The sequence below is a fragment of the Micromonospora sp. NPDC023814 genome (assembly GCF_040639595.1).
In the GTDB taxonomy this organism is placed as follows: domain Bacteria; phylum Actinomycetota; class Actinomycetes; order Mycobacteriales; family Micromonosporaceae; genus Micromonospora.
Window position 1 is genome coordinate 12,615 of record NZ_JBFAAF010000052.1, and the last position, 19,274, is coordinate 31,888.

Consider the following 19,274-nt stretch of genomic DNA (forward strand, 5'->3'; position numbering starts at 1 on the left):
CAACGCACCACGCCGACCGTTACGGCGTACCGGTCGGTTCAGCGGCCAAAGGACGTGGCCGGCTTGACCTCGCGGACCCCGAGGATGTTCGTCGCGCGCCACTGCTCGCCGGCTTCCAGCAGCACGGTGTCACCCACGTTGACCTGCACCTGCTCGCCTAGCGGGCTGAACGTCTCGGTGGTCCACAGCGGCCGCCCGGCGTGTGCCAGTTCCTGGGTCCAGATCACGCCGCTGAGCCGTCCCGGGCTCACCGCCTGCAGCGTCAGCTCGGTCGGGAACGGGGTGAACGCATCCGCGGTGTAATCAACCTCGACGAACGGCTGCGGTTCGGAGAGCAGCCGGACGTCCTCACGGTCGAACCGGATGCACGCCATCCGGGTGGGCGGACGCCAATCCCGGGAGGTGGGATCGATCGGCCGGCTGCGCTTGATCGCCAACTCTCGCCGGGTCAGTTCGACCAGCGGGGCGAAGTCCAGGCCGTAGCAGCCGTTGAGTAGGTCGACGGCGTACCGCAGGTCGGTGCTTTCGGTATGCAGGTCCCAGTCCCGGCGCTCGCAGCCGGTCACCTGGTAACGAATCACGCCCGGAACGACCGCGCAGTCCGGGGCTCCGTACCGGTCGCGGAGGGCGAAGACCATGCGTGAGCGGGCCTCGTCCACCAGCGGATGGTTGGTGTAGATGAAGGAGAGTAGGACGTCGAAGGTTTTCGTGACGTCGACCCCGGGGATGTCGAGGTCCATCAGATCGGTCTCGGCGAATGTTATCCGGTCCACCAGGCCGTTGTGTTCGGCGAGCGCCCGGGCCACGTCGACATGCTGGCGGTCCACCGCGACGACGTGGGACGCGCCGGCCCGCAGCGCCATGAACGAAAGGATTCCCGACCCAGTGCCGGCGTCGAGCACACGGCTACCCGGCCGCACCGCTTCGGCGACCGCGCGCTGCAGGTTGTGCCCCCGGTCGAGGCTCAGCAGAAGGCGCATGTGCAGGTCGGTGCTGAAGGACATGTCGACGATGCTCGCCACCTGGGCACACTCCCTTTCGTTAAAGCGAACCGATCACGAGGCACATGCCGGCCTGGACCGGGCATGGCTTGGCCGGCCAACTCGCCGCTGGCTGCCCCCGTACGACCAGGATTCGCTCTCGTTCCGGCGGTCAGCAATTCCTTTCGCCCTCACCCGAATAGTCGCGTCCGGGACCGCATCGACGATGGCCACTCGGCAGTCGGACTTCGCCGACGTCGACCCCGGCCGTATCGCCCTGGGTGCGATCCTCGCTGACTTCGTCCGGGCGCAGGTCAAGGAGCTGAAGAAGCGCCAGAGCCCCGAGCCTGGGCGTGCGGCGAGGAAGAGTGTCGCTTATCCATGACTACAAAGGGCCCGGGAACACCGTGCCGTGTATGAGCGCCGGTTCGGACCGTGACTCCAACAACTCTCGTTGAAGTCGGTGGGGCAGGGACATCTGTCCCTGCCCCACCTGGTCAACGGCATCTACTCATGATCTTCCGGCATGGGTTTGCGACTGCTGAGCATGCGCACGGTTGTGCTGAGCTTGATCGGCGCGTCGTCGGGGCCTCTGAGGAACGGGTTGATGTAAACGGGGCGGCGCAGCGCTCTGCCTGGCCCATGTGGCGGTTGCGCCAGTGGCCGGACACCCAGAACCGGTTGGTTCGGGAGCGTCCCGAGTCGCCTGGTGCCAATCGAGTGCTGGTCGGTGTGGTGCTGTTGTTGGCGCGGATGCGGACGATCCGCACCTCGGGTGCGGGTCGGTTGGTGCGGGCGTAGGTCTTACGAACGGCCTTGTCGATTTCTGCTGTCGTGACTTCAGCGGCCTGCTGCCCGATCAGCAGCCACGTCGCGAGCAGCGCTGCCGCTGGATGGTCACCGGGCAACGTGCGGCCCCTCAGCGACACCCGCGCTCACCAGCACGCCGCAGGGGCCAGGAAAGGAATCTGCCGTGATGACCGCAGGGCATGGCGGCGACAGCCGCAGTTCATCCCGGTCCTGGCCGCCAACCGCGGCCCCCGGCCGACCACCGTTCCCGGACCCGACTTCTGGTTCAACTCGGACTGAACAAGGCGTTACCGACTTCGATGCAACCCAGCAGGAGCGCGCATTTGATCGGAGCGGGTTCCCTTGGCGTTGGTGGCTCAACATGACATGGGTCAGGTCTTGCGGACTGCGCTGGTGAAGCCGGCGATGAAGAGGGTGGCGAAGGTCCAGGCGAGCAGTTGCAGGAACCAGCTGGCGATGGTGAGGGTTTGGCCGGCGGGGGCGTCGGTGGGTTGGCAGCGGTCGCGGGCGCCGGTCTTGATCAGTGGGGCGCCGAGGTCGAGGCCGACGCCGATCTGGTCGATGGTGGTGCAGGCGGTGGCTGTGACTTCTCCGGTGCTCGCCGGCTTCTGGGCGAGGCCGCCGTGGTGGCCGCCGGTGACGCTGAGGATGACTGCGGTCGCAAGCGTGGCGAGGAGCAGGAGCAGGGCGCGCCAGGGCTGGTAGCCGTATCCGAGGGTGATGCCGGTGAGGCGACCCCAGGCGCGTTCGGACCTGGCCAGTCCGGCGCGCTGGATCTGGTCGCGGCGTTGGGCGATGAGGATGGTGCGGGCGTCGCGGTCGTGGCCGGCGGCGCGGTAGGCGGCGGCGAGGTGCTGGTAGGGCTGGGCGGCGTAGCCGGGGGTGTGCTCGCGCAGCAGGGTCAGCCAGCGCGGCAGTGACGCTGGCCGCGGCAGCCCGCTGTAGGTGAGCCCGTCCAACTCGATCAGTGGTCCCTGGTCCGGTGCCGTGTGCGTCGTTCGGTCGGTGTCGAGGCGGAATGTCCCGCCGATCCGCGCACCGGTCAACACCAGCACCGCGTGGCCGTCTGCGCTGGTGGCGGTGAACCCGTCGTCCAGCAGTACGTCCTGGTCGACCCGGAGGCCGTCGGTGTTCAGGGCAGGTCCGGTGGTGTTCTCCAGCCGTGCCCCGCCGCAGTACAGGACGCCGCCGATGTGGGCACCGGGCAGCTGGATCGTGCCCAGCTCGCTGGCGCTGGTGGCGGTGAACCCGCCGTCCAGGGCCACGTCCCGGTCGACCTGGAGGTGGTCGGCTTCGAGGGCGGGCCCGGTGGCGTTCTTCAGCCGTGCCCCGGTGCAGTGCAAGGTGCCGAGGTGGGCGCCGAGTAGCCGGACCGTGCCCTGCTCGCTGGCGCTGGTGGCGGTGAACCCGCCGTGCAGGAACACGTCCTGGTCGACCTGGAGGTGGTCGGCGTTGAGGGCGGGTCCGGTGGTGTTCTGCAGCCGCGCTCCGCTGCAGTTCAGTTGGCCGCCGAGGTGGGCGCCGAGTAGCCGGATCGTGCCTCGCTCGCTGGCGCTGCTGGCGGTGAGCCCGCGCAGGAACACACTCTGGTCGACCTGGAGGCCGTCGGCGTCGAGGGCAGGTCCGGTGGTGTTCTGCAGCCGCGCTCCGCTGCAGTCCAGTGTGCCGAGGCGGGCAGCGAGGAGCCGGACCGTGCCCTGCTCGCTGGCGCTGGTGACGGTGCTCCCTTCGAGTGAGAGCACCCGCGCGGCAAAGCGCGTGGCGTCGACTGGTGCGTCGTCCGAATCTGCCGCTTGCGCGATGCGGCACCCGGTCAAGGCAACCGCCAACAGTTGGGCGTTGCGGAGATTCACGCCGCTGGGCAGTAGACAGTCGCGCAGCTCCAGCGCCAGGTCACCGGTGATGTTCTCCAGATCGATCTGGCCGGCGATCCGGGCTCCGCGTAGCCGCAGGCCGTGCGGGTCGGGCTCGCTGACCAGACGGCCGCGGACGATCTCACGGATGACCGAAGCCGAGACCGTCCGCTCGTCGCCCCAGGACCGCATCGCTGCCTCGTCGACCGGCCCGTCACCGGCCAGGTCGAGCACCTCGCCGCAGGCTACGGACTTGATCAGTCGCTGCTCGACAGGACTGTGCGCTCGACCGCCCGCATTCTTCACCCGCCGGCCACCTACTGAGTTCATGGCACCAATGATGGACAGCCACGCCATCTACCGCGATCCTCCTGACCGGGCCACGGCCCGCGACCCGTCAGTCGTTCCGCGTCGCGGACGGTGGGAAAGGGACGCGGCGGATCAGCTCAGCGGCCCGCCCGCCCCACCGGATCCGGTGGCGGCTCGCCCGGCCCCTGCCGCGCTCACCAGCGCCACGAGGTCGTCGAGGGTGTCCAGGGTGCGGCCGGGACCGTTCAGGTCCACCTCGACGCCGTACTCCAGCTCGATCGCGTCGACCAGTCGCAGCAGGCCGAAGGAGTCCACGCCGAGGGCGACCATCGACCCGCCGGCCAGCACGTCTGCCGCCGCGACCTCCCCGGCCGTGGCCTCGCTCACCAGCTCCGCGATCCGCTCGCGCAGGTCGGTGCCGCCCATGTCAGAACTCCTTTGCGGACTGCGGGCAGCGGGCGGGGCGCCTGCGGAATCGTCGTCATGGCCAACAACCGCTTCCAACCCGACCACGACCGCGCCGTCGGCACCCTGAACCAGATCGGGTTCTGCCGGGTGGACCTGGCCGACCGGCCCGGCTTCGCCGAGCTGCTGTCCCGTACGCGACGCTCGACCCTGGACGCCTACCGGCACGCCTACTACGACCCCGCGGCGTGGGAGCAGGCGGTCACCGAGCTGGGCCACGACCACCGGACCTTCCTGGCCCCGTTCTGCTACCTCAACGACGCCCGCCTGTCGCGCCCCGCCCGGCCCTCGACGGCCGGCCCGGACGAGGCCGACGTGCGGGCCATGCTGACCCGAAGCACCGTCCGGTGGCTGCCGGACCTGGCGCAGTTCCCCTGGCGCTGCCGCCTCCAGGTGCGCGACGCGCCCGACGCGGTCGAGCTGATCGTCACCGCCGACACCCGGTACCTCCCGCCCCGGCGGGCCGAGGGGTTGCTGCGCGGCGTCGAGGCGCTGCTGGTCGAGGCGGCCTTCGGCGACCCGGCGCGCAGCGCGGCCACTCGTTGACTGACCACAGCCTGACAGTCGCGGCTGAGGACCTCCAGCCCTCCGGCAACGCCGACGGCCACGGACGAGGCACCCGGTCTCGGTCAAGGACGCCCGACGTTCGACAGTTCGGCGGCGACGTCTGCGGTCGCGACGCGCCGGCGGACCCGGGCCGGCGGGGCGGGCAGGGCACGCCGGTCGACCTTGCCGTTCGCGGTCGCGGGCAGCTCCGGCAGGATCACGTACCGCAGGGGCACCATGTAGTCGGGCAACTGCTGCGCCATGAAGGCGCGCAGCGCGCGTTCGGCCACCCGCTGCGGGTCGGCGTCGCGTTCGGTCACCACGTACGCCACGAGAGTCGCCGCGGCGCCCAGGTCGTCGCGCAGCAGCACGACGCTGTTGGCGACGAGCGGGTGCCGGTTGAGCACGGACTCGATCTCGCCGAGCTCCACCCGCTGGCCGCGGACCTTCACCTGGGTGTCGATACGCCCGCCGTAGTGGAGGTGCCCGCCCGGCGACCACCAGGCCAGGTCGCCGGTGCGGTACACCCGCTGCGGCCGGCCGGCGACATCCGTCTCGACGAACCGCTCCGCGGTCAGGTCGGGCCGCCCGGCGTACCCCCGGGCCAGGCAGTCCCCGCCGAGGACCAGTTCCCCGGGCAGGCCCAGCGGGGCGAGCGCGCCGCGCTCGTCGAGGACGTACGCGGCGACGTTCGTGATCGGCCGGCCGATGGGGACGGTGTCGTCCGGTTCGGGCCGGCGGCACGGCCAGGCGGTGACGTCGATGGCGGCCTCGGTGGGCCCGTACAGGTTGTGCACCTCGACCTGCGGCAGGACGGTGGTGAGCTTGTTGACCAGCTTCGGCGGCAGCGCCTCCCCGCTGCAGATGACCCGGCGCAGTCCGGTGCAGCGGCCCAGGCCGGCCTCCTCGACGAAGAGGGCGAGCATGGAGGGCACGAAGTGCACCGTGGTCACCGACTCGCGGGCGATGACGTCGACCATCTCCTGCGGGTCGCGGTGCGCCTGCGCCTCGGCCGTGACCAGTGTCGCGCCGGCCATGAACGCCCACAGCAGCTCCCACACCGACACGTCGAAGGTGTACGGCGTCTTCTGCAGCACCACGTCGCCGGGGCCGATACGGTACTCGTCCTGCATCCACACCAGCCGGTTGGCCAGCGACAGGTGCGTCATCTGCACGCCCTTGGGCGCCCCCGTCGAGCCGGAGGTGAAGATGACGTACGACAGACCCCGCACCACCTCGGCCGGGGCCCGGTAGCCGCGCCAGTCGACCGGTGCGGCGGGCAGGTCACCGCCCGTCAGCGGCCGTACGGGCACGGACGGCTCGCCGCCGGAGCCCAGCGCGGCCCGCCCCGCGTCGTCGGCCAGCACCAGCGCGGCGTCGGCCGCGCGGAGCATGAGGTCCAGCCGGGGGCGCGGGTGGGACGGATCCAGCGGCAGGTACGCGCCGCCGGCCAACAGGACGCCGAGCACCGCGACCACCATCTCGGGGCTCCGCTCGGTGCACAGCCCGACGACCGACCCGGGCCCCACGCCCGCGGCGCGCAGCCGCCCGGCCAACGCCGCCGCCTCGTCCAGGAACTCGCGGTAGGTGCGGTCCCGTCCGCCGCCGCGCAGCGCGACGGCGTCCGGGGTGAGCGCCGCCTGGCGGCAGATCGTCTCGTGCACGGGCGTGCGCGGCGCGGAGGTCGGGGCGGGGTTGAAGCCGAGCAGCGTCGCGCGCTCCGCCGGCCCGACCAGCGCGGCCTCCCGGACCGGCCGGTCCGGATGGGCGGCGAGCCAGGCGTGCAGGGTGTCCAGGCGCTCCTGTAGGTACGCGGAATCGCCGTGATGCCGGGCGAACCGGACCGGCACCCCGGCCAGGACCGCCGACACCCCGGGGCCACCCGTCCTGGGCTCTGCCAGCACGACGTCCGCGGACGCCGGCTCCTGCTGCCGGCGGCGCGTCTGCTCGCGTACCTCCGTGAGGGTGTTGTCCGGGGAGACGCGCACCAGGACGTCGCCCCGCGGGCCGTGCACGGCGACCGACGTCGCGGCCGAGAGGCGGTGGCAGAGCACGGCCGCCACCGCCGCGACCAGGTCCAGATCGTCGTGGCCGCTCATGCCGTCACCAGCCCGGCCAGCGTGCGCGGCGTGGGGTCGGCGGAGAGCACCTCGACCGGGACACGCACCCCGAACCTGCGCTGCACCTGCGTGATCATGCGGATGAACAGCAGCGATTCGCCACCCAGCACGAAGAAGTTCGCGTCCGGCTCGATGTCGGGAGTGCCGAGCATCCTGCCCCACAGCTCCATGATCTCGTCCACCACCTCGGTCTCGCCGGCGCCGACGGAGGACTGCTCCGGTTCCACAATGCCGGCGGCCGGCGCCGCCGGTACGGGGTCGAGCCAGTGCCGGGTGCGGGCGAACGGGTACGTGGGCAGCGCGACCCGGCGCGCGCTGCTCTCGCCGCGCACCGCGGTCCAGTCGACGGCCGCTCCGGCGGTCCACAGCCCGCCGAGTCCGGCGAGCACGTCACCGGTGTCGACCTGCGGCCTCGGCCGGAGTTGCAGGGCGAACGCGGGCACCCGCCCCCGGTCCTGCGTCGTCTGCCGGGCCATGCCGGTCAGGGCGGTACCCGGCCCGACCTCGACCAGGACCGGGTCTGGCAGGTCCAGCGCGGTCAGCAGCGCGTCGTGGTAGCGCACCGGGCTGCGCAGCTGCGCGGCCCAGTAGCCCTCGGCACGGGGCAGCCCCCTGCCGAGCAGTACGCCGTCGATGCTGCTGACGACCGGGACGGTGCGGGGTCGCTGGGCGATGCGGTCCGCCTCGGCGCCGAGCAGTCGTGCCGCGTCGGCCATCATCCGCGAGTGGAAGGCGCGCTGCGCGGGCATCGCCCGGCAGTGCACCTCGGCCGAGGCCAGGCGCTCCCGCAACTCGGCGAGCTGCGCCACCGGCCCGGCCAGCACGGTGAACTCGGGGGCGTTGTACGCGGCCACGTCGAGGCCGTCCAGGCCCGCCAGGTGCTCCTCGACGGTGGACGGCGGCGCGAGCACGGCCAGCATGCCGCCCTCGGGCGCGTCCTGCATCAGCCTGCCGCGGGTCGCGACCAGGCGCAGCATGTCGTCGGCGGCCATCTCGCCGGCCAGCGCCGCGGCGGCGAACTCGCCGACCGAGTGGCCGATCAACGCCGCCGGGCGAACGCCCCACGACACCAGCAGGTTGCCGAGGGCGAGTTCGTGCAGCGCCAGCGCGGGCTGGGTGACGTCGGTGCGGTGCACGATCCCGTGCGGGTCGTCGTCGACCAGCACGTCGCGCAGGTCCAGCCCCAGGACCGGGGCCAGCAGCGCCGCCCCGTGGTCGAGGTCGGCGCGGAAGGACGGGTGGCGGTCGTAGAGGCCCCGCGACATGGCGGGGAACTCCGCGCCCTGGCCGGGGAACAGGAACACCACGCTGGGCCGGCGCGCCGCCTCGCGGACCGGCGCCTTGGGCAGCCGGGTCAGCGCCGTGGGGACGTCCCGCGCGGCGACCGCGAGCCGGTGTGGGAAGTGCCTGCGGTACGTCTGCGACGTCAGCGCGACATCGCCGACGGCCAGGTCGGGGCGTTGCCGCAGGTGCTCGCCGAGCTGCTCGGCGGCCTCGCGGACCGCCTCCGGGCTGCGCCCGGACAGCACGATCAGCTCGGTGCGACCGTCGAGCCCGGCGGGACCGGGCGCGACCGGCCCGTCGGCCTCCTCCAGCACGACGTGGGCGTTGGTGCCGCCGAGGCCGAAGGAGCTGACCGCCGCCCGGCGTGGGCCGCCGGCGGAGTCCCACTGCCGGGCCACACTGTCCACGGTGAAGGGGGTCGACCCGTCGAGCAGTTCGGGGCGGGCCTGCTTGAGGCCGGCCAGCGGCGGGATCTGCCGGAAGTGCAGCGCCAGCGCGGCCTTGATGAGCCCGGTGACGCCGGCGGCCGCGTCGAGGTGGCCGACGTTGGCCTTGACCGAGCCGATCGAGCACGGCTGCTCGCCGCGCCGGAACACCTCGGTCAGCGCCGCCAGCTCGATCGCGTCGCCGACCTCGGTGGCGGTGCCGTGCGCCTCGAGGTAGCCGACGGTCGCGGGGTCGACGCCGGCGGCGGCGTACGCGCGCGTCAGCGCGTCGATCTGTCCGGCGATGCCGGGCGCGGTGTAGCCGACCTTCATGCCGCCGTCGTTGTTCACCGCCGAGCCCTTGATCAGGGCGTACACGGTGTCCCCGTCGCGGCGGGCGTCCTCGGCGCGTTTGAGCGCCACCATGGCGACGCCGTTGCCGGGGACGGTCCCGTCGGCCGTGGCGTCGAAGGGCCGGCACGTGCCGTCGGGCGACATGATGCCCTTCGTCTCGTAGAGGTAGCCGGCCTGCTGCGGCACGGCCACGCAGGCGCCGCCGGCGAGCGCGACGTCCGAGTCGCCGGTACGCAGGCTCTGGCACGCCAGGTGCACCGCCACCAGCGACGTCGAGCAGGCGGTCTGCACGGTGACCGCGGGACCGCCCAGGTCCAGCCGGTACGCGACCTTCGCGGCCAGGTGGTCCTTCTCGTTGCCCAGCACCACCGACAGCAGCCCCTGGGTCTCGACCAGGCCGGGCTGCGCGAACACGTGGTGCAGCGCGTAGTAGTTGAACCCGGCCCCGGCGAACACGCCGACCCGGCCGAAGGGCTCGCGGGTGGCCAGGCCGGCGGACTCCAGCGTGGCCCACGCCGTCTGCATCAGCAGCCGGTGCTGCGGATCCATGGTCTCGGCCTCCCGCGGCGTGATGCCGAAGAAGGCGGCGTCGAACAGGTCCGGGTCGGCCAGCACGCCGCGCGCCGGCACGTACGCCGGGTCGTCGAGCCGGTCGGCGGGCACGCCCGCGGCCAGCAGCTCGCCGCGGGTCAGCTCGCTGATCGTGATCTTTCCGGCGGCCACGTTGGACCAGTACTCCCAGACGTCGGCGGCGCCGGGGAACCGGCCCGCCATGCCTACGATCGCGATGTCGCCGTTCATGAGGGTGTGCCTGCTCCTTCGGTCTGGGCGTGCAGATGCCGGGCCAGCGTCTGGACGGTCGGGAAGCGGTAGAGGTCGGTCAGCGCGACGGCCCGGCCGGCCAGCCGCTCCTGAAGCAGCCGGCGCACGATGGCGAGCCGCAGCGACTCCCCGCCGACATCGAAGAACGCCTCGTCGACGTCGAAGTCGTCGGTGCCCAGCGCCTCCACCCAGGCCCCCGTCACCAGCTCCTCGAACTCGGCTAGCGACGCGGAGCGCTGGGCCGGAACCCGCGCCGGCTGCCCGGCCGTCGCGGCGGCGGGCGACGCGGCAACGGCGGAGGGCGCGGCGGCGGGCTGCGGCGCCGTGGCCAGCGCGCCCAGGGCACGGAAGTCGACCTTGCCGTTGCGGTCGAGCGGGAACTCGGCCACGGTCACCCACTGCTGCGGCCGGGCGTAGGGGGCCAGCTCGGCCTCCACCGCGCGGCGCACGTCGGCCACGACAAGGCCGTCGGGCGCGGGCTTCAGCGCGGCGCACAGGCGTACGCCCGTCACCGGGTCGCCGGTGGTGAACACCACCGCGTCCAGAACGCCGGGCTGCGCCCGCAGCCGGCGCTCGACGTCGACCAGTTCCACCCGGTGCCCGGCGATCTTCACCTGGCGGTCGTTGCGGCCCAGGAAGCGCAGTTGCCCGTCCGCGCCCCAGCGCACCAGGTCCCCGGTGCGGTACAGGCGCACCCCCAGGCCCTCGTGCCGCACGAACGACGCGTCGGTGCGCACGGGGTCGTCGAGGTAGCCGTCGGCGAGCCCGCCGCCCGCCGCCCACAGTTCGCCGATCGCGCCCGGCGGGGCGAGGCGCCCCGACGGGTCGACGACGTACAGGTCGGTGCCGTGCACCGCCGCGCCGATCGGCAGCGGGTCGGGCGTCGCGTCGGCGTGCTCGACCGAGTACGTCGTGGTGAACGTGGTGTTCTCGGTGGGGCCGTAGCCGTTGGTGAGCCGCAGCCCCGGGCAGGCCCGCAGCACCCGGCGCACGTGCGCCGGGGAGACCACGCCGCCGCCGGTGAACACCTGCCGCAACCCGGCGAACGCGTCCGGTCGGTGGTCGGCGACCAGGTGGAACACGCCCGAGGTGAGCCAGGCGTGGGTGATCCCGGCGGTGGGCAGGAACTCGGCCAGGCCGCTCGGCGTCGGTTCGCCGGGCGGGAACACGACCACGGTGTCGCCGTTGGCGAGCGGCACCAGCAGCTCCAGCGTGGACGCGTCGAACGCCAGCGGGGACAGCCGCATCATCCGCATGCCCGCCCGGTCGGCGAACAACCGTGGGTCGTCGGCCAGCCGCAGCACGGCCCGGTGCGGCACGACCACACCCTTGGGCACGCCCGTGGAGCCCGAGGTGAAGGAGACGTACGCGGTCCGCGCCGGGTCGGCCGGTGCCGCCTCGACCCGGCCGTCGGACGGCCCGTGGTCGCCCGGTACCGACGTGACCGGGCCGTCTCCCGGCTGCGCCGCCCCGCCGAGGCGGGCAAGTGGGCAGCCGGCCGCGCCCGACCACTCCGGGCCGGGCGCGTCCGCGCCGAGGCGGGCCCGCGGCCCGACGGCCGCGGCCAGGTGCGCCCGCCACTCGCCGGTGGCGTGCTGGTCGACCGCGACGTAGTGCGCGCCCAGCCGCAGCACGCCCAGCACCGCGACCGCCTCGGCCGCCGAGCGCGGCACCTCCAGGATCACCGCGTCGCCGGCGCGCACGCCGTGCGCGTGCAGCAGCCGCGCCTGCTCGACCGCGTGCTCGTGCAGCTCGCGGTAGGTCAGCGTGAGCCCGGCGTGCGGGTCGACCAGCGCGATCCGTTCGCCCGCGGCCTCCGCGTGCGCCGCGAACCGGCTCCACACGTCGTCGGCGGTGTCGTGCGATCCGCCCGCGCCCAGCGACCGCAGCCGGGCGTGCTGCCCCGCCGACAGGGTCGTGACGTCGTGCAGGGCCGCGTCCGGGTCGGCGGCCATCTCCCGCAGCGCCGCCTGGAACGACTCGGCCAGCTCCCCGGCGTCGGCGGCGGTGAGCGCCGACGTGGCGTACTCCAGGGCGAAGCGGGGACGTTCGGACCACGACTGGAGGTAGAGCAGCGCGTCGAACACCGCGCCGTGGCAGTGGCCCTCGTGCACCCGCCAGGTGCGCCCGCCCGCGACCAGCTCTTCGGGCACCAGCTCGTGGTGGGCGGCGAAGCCGAGCTGCGCGAGCGGGTTGCGGCCCGGGTCGGTGGTGACGCCGAGCCCGGAGACGACCCGCTCGAACGGCACGTCGGCGTCGGCAGCCGCCTCGGCCATCGCGTCGGCGACGCCGCGTACGTGGTCGCGCACGCTGACGTCGTCGGGCGCGGCGCAACGCACCGGGACGGCCCGGGTGCACAGGCCCACGATGGCGTCCATGCCCGCCTCGAACCGGCCCGCCGCCGGCACCCCGAGCACCAGGTCGGTCAGGCCGGCGCGGCGGGACGCGGCCAGCGCCCACGCCGCCAGGGCCACCGACGTCACCGTCACCCGGCAGTGCCGGGCCAGTTCGGTCGCGGCCTGCGCCGCCCCGGCGTCGAGGTGGAAGTGCAGGCGCGCGCCGCGCCCGTCGGCCTCGACGACCGGCGGCAGGTCGGTGGGCAGCGCCACCGTCCACGGCGCGCCGTCCAGCCGGGCCGCGATCCGGGCCAGCGCCTCGTCCACCGCCCCGGCCTTCTCCCGCGCGGTGAGCCGCGAGCCGATCCAGTCGGGCGACGGCGCGGGGCCCGCCGGACCGGTGCCGGCGTAGAACTCGGCGAACTCGCGCCAGAGCACCCCGATGCTCCAGCCGTCGCTGATCGTGTGGTGCACCAGCATGGTGAGCAGGTCCCGCTGCCCGGCACGGGTCAACACGAAGACGACCGGCGGCTGCTCGAAGGGGCGCAGCAACTGCGCGGCCGAGCGGCCGTAGAGGTCGTGTACGGCGCGTACCGGGTCGTCGCCGGGCAGCGTCTGGTGCAGCAGCCGGGGCTCGTACGGCGCGGGCAGCACGATCCGGGCCTGGCGTGGCTCGCGGACGAACCGGGTGCGCAGCGCCTCGTGGCGGGTCGTCAGCTCCCGCAGCGCCGAGCGGGTCCGGGCCGCGTCGAGCGGCCCGTCCGCCTCGAGGGTGAACATCAGGTGGTAGGGCGCGTCCTGGTCGAGCAGGTGCGCGGCCAGCATCGACCGCTGGCCGGGCAGCAGCTCCAGCTCGGCGGGCCGCTGGGCGGCCACCGGCGGCGCGGTGTCCACGTGGTCCACCGCGCCGGCCAGTGCCTGCGCCAGTGGCAGCGCCGACAGCAGCCGGACGCTCTCCACGTGCGCGCGCAGCTCCCGCTGACCGAGCGAGACCAGCGCGATGGCCTGCAGCGAGGTGCCGCCCAGGCCGACGAACGACTCGGTGGCCGCCGCGTCCCGGAGTTGCTCGGGGGCGAGGCCGAGCACCTGCGCGGCGAGCGGCGCCCAGGCGGTGAGGTCCGGGGCGGCCATCAGACGCTCTCCGCCACGGGCCTGTCCAGCGGCACCTGGCCGGCGATGTCGCGCAGGTCGGCGAAGCGGGGGTTCTCCAGCACGTGGCCGAACATCACCGCGAGGTTGAGTTCCTGGCGGATCAGGGTGCTCAGCCGCAGCGCGCTGAGCGAGTGGCCGCCGAGGTCGAAGAAGTCGTCCTCGGCGTCGACGGTGTCGACGCCGAGCACCTCCATCCACAGCTGTTCGAGCTCGGCCACCCAGGGCCGGTCGGGTGCGTCGCGCATCAGTGGTGCCTCTCTGTGTCCAGTCGGGTCGCGGGGGCGTCCAGGTAGTGCCGGGTGGCCGCGAAGGGGTAGGTGGGGGCGGGCACGCGGCGCCGGCCGGAGTCGTGCGCGGGGTCCCAGGCGTCGACGACGCCCAGTTGCCACAGCGCGCCGACGGTCGCCAGCAGCCGGGCGTGCCGGTCGGCGGGCAGCGCGGGCTGGTCCGGGCCCAGGTTCGGGGTGACGCTCGTGCCGACCTCGATCCAGAGCACCTGGTCGAGGTCGACGGGCAGCGCCGCCGGCGCGGGCGGTTCGGCCGCCTGCGCCCGCCAGTACGCGAGGTCGTCGTACTCGGTCAGCGGTGCTCCGCCGCACGTGTGGACGGGCAGGTCGGGCGGGCCGAACCGGCTGCCGTCGACGTCGGCACCGCGGATCAGCGCCAGCGCGTCCGCGACGGACATGATCCCGGCCACGACCGCGCAGGCCACCGCGCCGAGGCCGACGCCGGCCAGGGCCCGCGGTGCCACGCCCCGGCTACGCAGCGACCGCGCCAGACCGACGCAGGCCAGCAGCCGGGTGCAGCGCTCCCGGACGGACTCGTCGAGGTCGCGCCCGCGCATCAGCGCCACGCCCTCGTCGACGACCCGGCGGTACACCGGGTCGGCGTCGTAGTTGGGCCGGTTGCCGGTCAGCTCGCCGGCCCCGGTGAGGTGCAGCGCCACACCACGCGCCCGCGCCTTGGCCACGACCTGCCGGAGCGTCGGCGGCGAGGCGTGCGGTCCGGTCAGGAACGCGGCCCGCCACGGCAGCTCCGCCCGGCCGGTCCGCAGCGTGTACGCGAGGTCGGCCAGCTCCCCGGGCGCGGTCCCGGCCACCCGCGCGACGGCGCGGTCCAGGCTGTCCTGCGCCGCGGTGGCGGTCTTGGCGGAGACCAGGACCAGCTCGGTGACGTGGCGGCGCGGCCGGGGCCGGGCGGCCGGGGCCTCCTCCAGCACGACGTGGGCGTTGGTGCCGCCGATGCCGAAGGCGCTGACCCCGGCCCGGCGTACGCCGTCGATCGGCGCCCACGGCCGGGCCGCCGCCGGCAGCTCGAACACCGAGCCGTCCAGCCGGACCGCCGGGTTGGGCGTGGCGAGGTGGGCGATCGGCGGGATCACGCGGTGCTTCAGCGCCAGCACCGTCTTGATCAGGCCGATCACCCCGGCGGCGGTGTCCAGGTGCCCGACGACCGACTTGGCCGCGCCGAGCGCGCAGGGCGCCCGGTCGGGCCGGTCGCTGTCGAAGACCTGCCGCAGCGCCGCCACCTCGATCGGGTCGCCGAGCGCGGTGCCGGTGCCGTGGGTCTCGACCAGGCCGATGGTGTCCGGGTCGACGCCGGCCACGCTCAGCGCCGCCGAGATCACGCCGGCCTGGCCGGTGGGGCCGGGCGCGGTGAAGCCCGCCTTGCGGGCGCCGTCGTTGTTGACCGCGCAGCCGCGGATCACCGCGTGCACGGTGTCGCCGTCGCGCAGCGCGTCGGCGAGTCGCTTGAGCACCACCACGCCCGCGCCGTCGCCGGGCACGGTGCCGTCGGCCGCGGCGTCGAAGGCCCGGCACCGGCCGTCGGCGGAGAAGATCCCGCCGGGCTCGTGCAGGTGCCCGCGCCGCGTCGGCGGGGCCACCGTGGCGCCCCCGGCCAGCGCCAGGTCGGCGTCGTACGTCAGCAGGGCCTGCGCCGCCTGGTGCACCGCGACCAGCGACGTCGAGCAGGCGGTCTGCAGCGTCAGCGCCGGGCCCTGCAGGTTCAGCTTGTACGCGATCCGGGTGCCGGCGAAGTCCTTGTCGCTGCCGATGATCAGCCCCAGGCCGCCGGCCGCCTCGACGGCGCGCTCGTCGGGCCACACGTTGTCGAGCAGGTAGACGTTCAGGCCGGTGCCGACGTACACCCCGATGCGGTTGCCGTCGGCGGCGACCGGCGGGTGGCCGGCGTGCTCCAGCGCGGCCCAGGCGCACTCCAGGAGGATCCGCTGCTGCGGGTCCATCAGCGCGCTGTCGGACGGCGAGTAGCTGAACAGCCGGTGGTCGAAGCAGTCGGCGTCGCGCAGCACCGCCCGGGCGGGCACGAAGTCGGGCCGCTCCACCAGGTCCTTGGGCACGCCCCAGCCGACGAGCTGCTCGGGGGTGAAGAAGGTGACCGCGTCGATGCCGTTGACCACGTGGTGCCAGAACAGGTCCAGGTCGCGTTCGGCGCCCGGGACGCGGACGGCCATGCCGACCACGGCCACCGCCGCGCTGTCGTCGAACTCAGCCACGGCTGCCTCCCCCGCCCCGGCGGGCAGCGAGCAGGGCGCGGCCCTGGCGGCGCTGCGCGGCGTGCGCGTCGGCGACCACGGGGGCCGCCTGCTGCAGGTGCGCGGCGCAGCCGGCGACCGTGCCGGCGCGGAACAGGTCCGTCACGGAGACCTCCAGGCCCTCCTCGGACAGCCGCTGCTGGAGGGCGATCAGCGCGAAGCTGTGCCCGCCCAGGTCGAAGAAGTTGTCGTGCAGCCCGATGTCGCCCCGGTCGAGCACCTCGCCCCAGGCGGCCCGGATCCGCTCCTCCAGCCCGGTGCCGGCGGTGTGCTCGCGTCGCGTCGCGGGTGCGGCGGCCGTGCGCGCGGCGCGGCTGTCGGCCAGCAGGCGGGCGGTGTCCACCTTGCCGTGCGCGGTGAGCGGGACCGCCGCGACGGTCAGGATCCGCGACGGCACCATGTACGCCGGCAGGATCCCCCGCACGTGGGCGCGCAGCTCGCGTTCGGCGTCCGGGCCGACCTCGCCGACGACGAAGGCGACCAGTTGGTCGTTCTCGGCCGCGACGGCGCACGAGCGTACCGCCGGGTGGGTCAGGAAGGCGCCCTCGACCTCGGCCAGCTCGACGCGGTAGCCGCGCAGCTGCACCTGGGTGTCGTTGCGGCCGAGGTACACCATGTTCCCGTCGGCGCCCCACTTGACGACGTCGCCGGTCTTGTACATGACGCCCCCGCCGTACGGGTCGGGCAGGAAACGCGCCTCGGTCAGCTCCGGGTTGTCCACGTAGCCGTGCGCGACGAGCACACCGCCGCAGTACAGCTCGCCGGGCACGTTGAGACCGGTCGGCCGCAGGTCCTCGTCCAGGACGTAGCAGCGCCCCGACGGCAGCGGCACACCGATGGTGCCCTCCGTGACCCGGGCCAGCTCGCCGGTGGGCACCTCGACGATCGTGACGTGGATGGTGCCCTCGGTGATGCCGTACATGTTGACGAACACCGCGCGCAGGCCCGGCGCGCCGGCGACCAGCGACGTGACCCGCGACCAGCTCAGCGCCTCGCCGCCGAGGACGACGTAGCGGATGCTGGAGACCTCGTCCGCGCCCAGCAGCCGCAGGTACGGGGGCAGCAGCCGGTAGAGCGCCCCCGGGGTCTGGAACACCACGGTGACGGCCTCGCGGCGCACCAGCGCGGCGAGCCGCTCCCGGTCCACCATGTCGGCCTGGTCGGCGATGACCAGCCGGCCGCCGGTGCTCAGCGCCCCCCACATCTCCCACACCGAGGCGTCGAACGAGAACGAGCTGGCGGCCAGCCACACGTCGTCGGCGGTGATGTCGAGGCCGGCGGGGGTGGGGCTGTTCAGCGCGTCCAGGCCGCCGTGCCCGACGATGACGCCCTTGGGCACGCCGGTGGAGCCCGAGGTGTAGATGATGTACGCCTGGTCGCCCGGCCCGGGGAACGTCTCGGCGACCACGGACGCCCCGTCGAGGGTGTGCGCGTCGGCCATCCGGATGTCGCGGCCCCGCGCCAACGCGGCGGCCGCGTCCGCGGTGCCGGCCTCCACCAGCATGATCGGCATGGCGGCGCTGGCCGTGATCAGTTCGAGGCGCTGCTGCGGATACTCCGGGTCCAGCGGCACGTAGACGCCGCCGAGCTTCCAGACGCCGAGGATCGCCGCGATGACCGCGGGCGAGCGGCGCAGCAGCAGTCCGACCCGGTCGCCGCGCCGCACGCCCCGATCGGCCAGGCCCGCCGCGATCCGCCCGGCCCAGCGGTCCAGTTCGGCGTAGGTGACCTCCACGTCCCGGTGGCGCACCGCCACGGCGTCCGGAGAGTTCGCCACGTGCCCGGCGAACCGGCGCAGCACCGACGGGTGGTCGACGGGCTGCTCCGGGATCGGCGGGTTGAGCCCCTCGGTCAGCAGCAGCCGCTCCGCCTCGTCCACCATGGACGGCTCGGCGCCCGGCTCGTCGACGACCGACCGGAGGAAGGCCAGGTAGTGCGTGAGCAGCGTCGCGACGGTCTCCGGGGTGAACAGCTCGGTGCTGTACTCGGCGCGCAGGAACGGCGCGGCGGTGGACACGTCGAGGGTCAGCCCCAGGTCGAACTTGGTGACGTCGACCTCGACGTCGACCTCGGTCAGCTTCACCCCGTCGAACTCGGGGAACGCGAACGGGAAGTTCTGCACCGTCAGCGACGTCTGGAACAGCGGCGCGTGGCTGAGCTGCCGCTCCCCCACCGTGGCCCGCACGATCTGCTCGAACGGCACGTCCTGGTTGGCGAACGCGGCCATGCTGGCCCGGCGGGCCCGCTCGACCAGCTCGGCGAAGCCCGGCCGGCCGGACACGTCGAGCCGGATCGGCAGCGTGTTGACCAGACAGCCGACGATCCGCTCCTCGGCCTCGTCCATCCGGTTGGCCACCGGCACCCCGACCACCACCTCGTCCTGACGCGCGTACCGCGACAGCACCGAGGCGTACGCGGCCAGCGTCACCGCGAACAGCGTCACGCCCCGCGACCTGGCCCACGCGGTGAGCCGCTCGACCAGCTCGGGCTCGACGGGGCGGCGCAGCACCGCGCCGCGGGCGCTGAGCACGCTCGGCCGGGGGAAGTCGGTGGGCAGCGCGAGCTGCGGGACGTCCCGCAGCTCGGCGCGCCAGAAGTCCAGCCCGGAGCTGTCGCGCTCCCAGGACTCGCGTTGCCGCTGCGCGTACGCCAGGTAGGACTCCGCCGGTTCGGCGTACGCGGCGGCATCCGGGCCGGACACCGCGGCGTTGTACTCGGCGGCGAGGTCGCGCAGCAGCAGGCCCACCGACCAGCCGTCGCAGGCGATGTGGTGCACCAGCACGGCGAGGGTGTGCTCGTCGGGGCCCCAGGACCGCAGGAAGGCGCGCAGCACCGGCCCGTCGCCGAGCCGGAACGGGCGCCGGGCCTGCTCGGCCACGAGGGCGTGCAGGAAGGTCTCCTGGGTGTCCCGGTCGGCCCGCCCACCCGCCTGGACGTCGATGTCCGCGTGCGGGGTGGCCGACACCCGCTGGGTGAGCACACCGTCGACCAGGGCGAACGTGGTGCGCAGCGCGTCGTGCCGGGCGACGACGCGGATCAGCGCCCCGCGCAGCGCCTCGGGCTGCAGGGCGCCCCGCAGGTGGACCGCGAAGGCCACCACGTACGCCGGATTGCCGGGCTGGAGCTGGTTGAGGAAATAGAGTCGTTCCTGAGCGAAGGAAGCACGACCGGTACGAACCATGCGTCGATCGTGGCCTGCCGGACGTCCCGCCCGGCAGAGCGACCTTCCCCGCCCCACCAGGGAAAACCTCCCGGTCGGGTGCC

The 19,274-nt window shown here is 74.0% G+C and carries 11 protein-coding genes; 2 read left to right on the top strand and 9 right to left on the bottom strand.

Annotated elements, in window-relative coordinates; genetic code table 11:
• Positions 1-38 precede the first annotated feature (38 nt).
• On the bottom strand, positions 39-1,004 hold the full coding sequence (locus AB0G14_RS24515; protein ID WP_357701085.1) for a class I SAM-dependent methyltransferase: 966 nt from the start codon (positions 1,002-1,004) through the stop codon (positions 39-41).
• On the opposite strand from AB0G14_RS24515, the gene AB0G14_RS24520 reads away from it, so the two are divergent.
• On the top strand, positions 991-1,365 hold the full coding sequence (locus AB0G14_RS24520) for a hypothetical protein (protein WP_357701087.1): 375 nt from the start codon (positions 991-993) through the stop codon (positions 1,363-1,365). The two genes, AB0G14_RS24515 and AB0G14_RS24520, sit on opposite strands and share 14 nt — an antisense overlap.
• Positions 1,366-2,161: 796 nt before the next feature.
• Here AB0G14_RS24520 and AB0G14_RS24525 read toward each other — a convergent pair.
• Both AB0G14_RS24525 and AB0G14_RS24530 read right to left on the bottom strand, forming a co-directional pair.
• On the bottom strand, positions 2,162-3,973 hold the full coding sequence (locus AB0G14_RS24525) for a hypothetical protein (RefSeq protein ID WP_357701089.1): 1,812 nt from the start codon (positions 3,971-3,973) through the stop codon (positions 2,162-2,164).
• Between the two features lie 111 nt (positions 3,974-4,084).
• Positions 4,085-4,378: an acyl carrier protein gene (locus AB0G14_RS24530; RefSeq protein WP_357701091.1), complete on the bottom strand. Its 294-nt coding sequence runs from the start codon at positions 4,376-4,378 to the stop codon at positions 4,085-4,087.
• Positions 4,379-4,435: 57 nt separating this feature from the next.
• Here AB0G14_RS24530 and AB0G14_RS24535 point away from each other — a divergent pair, with 57 nt between their 5' ends.
• Complete coding sequence (locus AB0G14_RS24535; protein WP_357701093.1) at positions 4,436-4,963, top strand: hypothetical protein; 528 nt, start codon at positions 4,436-4,438, stop codon at positions 4,961-4,963.
• 83 nt (positions 4,964-5,046) lie between these two features.
• Here the strand turns inward: AB0G14_RS24535 and AB0G14_RS24540 are convergent, their stop codons facing one another.
• Genes AB0G14_RS24540 through AB0G14_RS24565 form a run of 6 tightly spaced genes read right to left on the bottom strand, consistent with a single transcriptional unit; the run spans position 5,047 to position 19,191 of the window.
• Positions 5,047-7,062: an amino acid adenylation domain-containing protein gene (locus tag AB0G14_RS24540; protein ID WP_357701095.1), complete on the bottom strand. Its 2,016-nt coding sequence runs from the start codon at positions 7,060-7,062 to the stop codon at positions 5,047-5,049.
• Positions 7,059-9,947 carry a beta-ketoacyl synthase N-terminal-like domain-containing protein gene (locus AB0G14_RS24545; RefSeq protein WP_357701097.1) on the bottom strand — a complete coding sequence of 963 codons (2,889 nt, stop codon included), beginning with the start codon at positions 9,945-9,947 and terminating at the stop codon, positions 7,059-7,061. The genes AB0G14_RS24540 and AB0G14_RS24545 overlap by 4 nt, the downstream gene beginning before the upstream one ends.
• Positions 9,944-13,435, bottom strand: coding sequence for an amino acid adenylation domain-containing protein (locus AB0G14_RS24550; protein ID WP_357701099.1), 3,492 nt, complete (start codon positions 13,433-13,435; stop codon positions 9,944-9,946). Before AB0G14_RS24550 ends, AB0G14_RS24545 begins: the two co-directional genes overlap by 4 nt.
• Complete coding sequence (locus AB0G14_RS24555; RefSeq protein WP_357701101.1) at positions 13,435-13,701, bottom strand: phosphopantetheine-binding protein; 267 nt, start codon at positions 13,699-13,701, stop codon at positions 13,435-13,437. Before AB0G14_RS24555 ends, AB0G14_RS24550 begins: the two co-directional genes overlap by 1 nt.
• Positions 13,701-15,971 carry a beta-ketoacyl synthase N-terminal-like domain-containing protein gene (locus tag AB0G14_RS24560; RefSeq protein ID WP_357701103.1) on the bottom strand — a complete coding sequence of 757 codons (2,271 nt, stop codon included), beginning with the start codon at positions 15,969-15,971 and terminating at the stop codon, positions 13,701-13,703. The genes AB0G14_RS24555 and AB0G14_RS24560 overlap by 1 nt, the downstream gene beginning before the upstream one ends.
• Positions 15,964-19,191 (bottom strand): amino acid adenylation domain-containing protein, encoded by a 3,228-nt coding sequence (locus AB0G14_RS24565; protein ID WP_357701105.1) that lies wholly within the window; start codon positions 19,189-19,191, stop codon positions 15,964-15,966. The genes AB0G14_RS24560 and AB0G14_RS24565 overlap by 8 nt, the downstream gene beginning before the upstream one ends.
• Between the last annotated feature and the right edge of the window lie 83 nt (positions 19,192-19,274).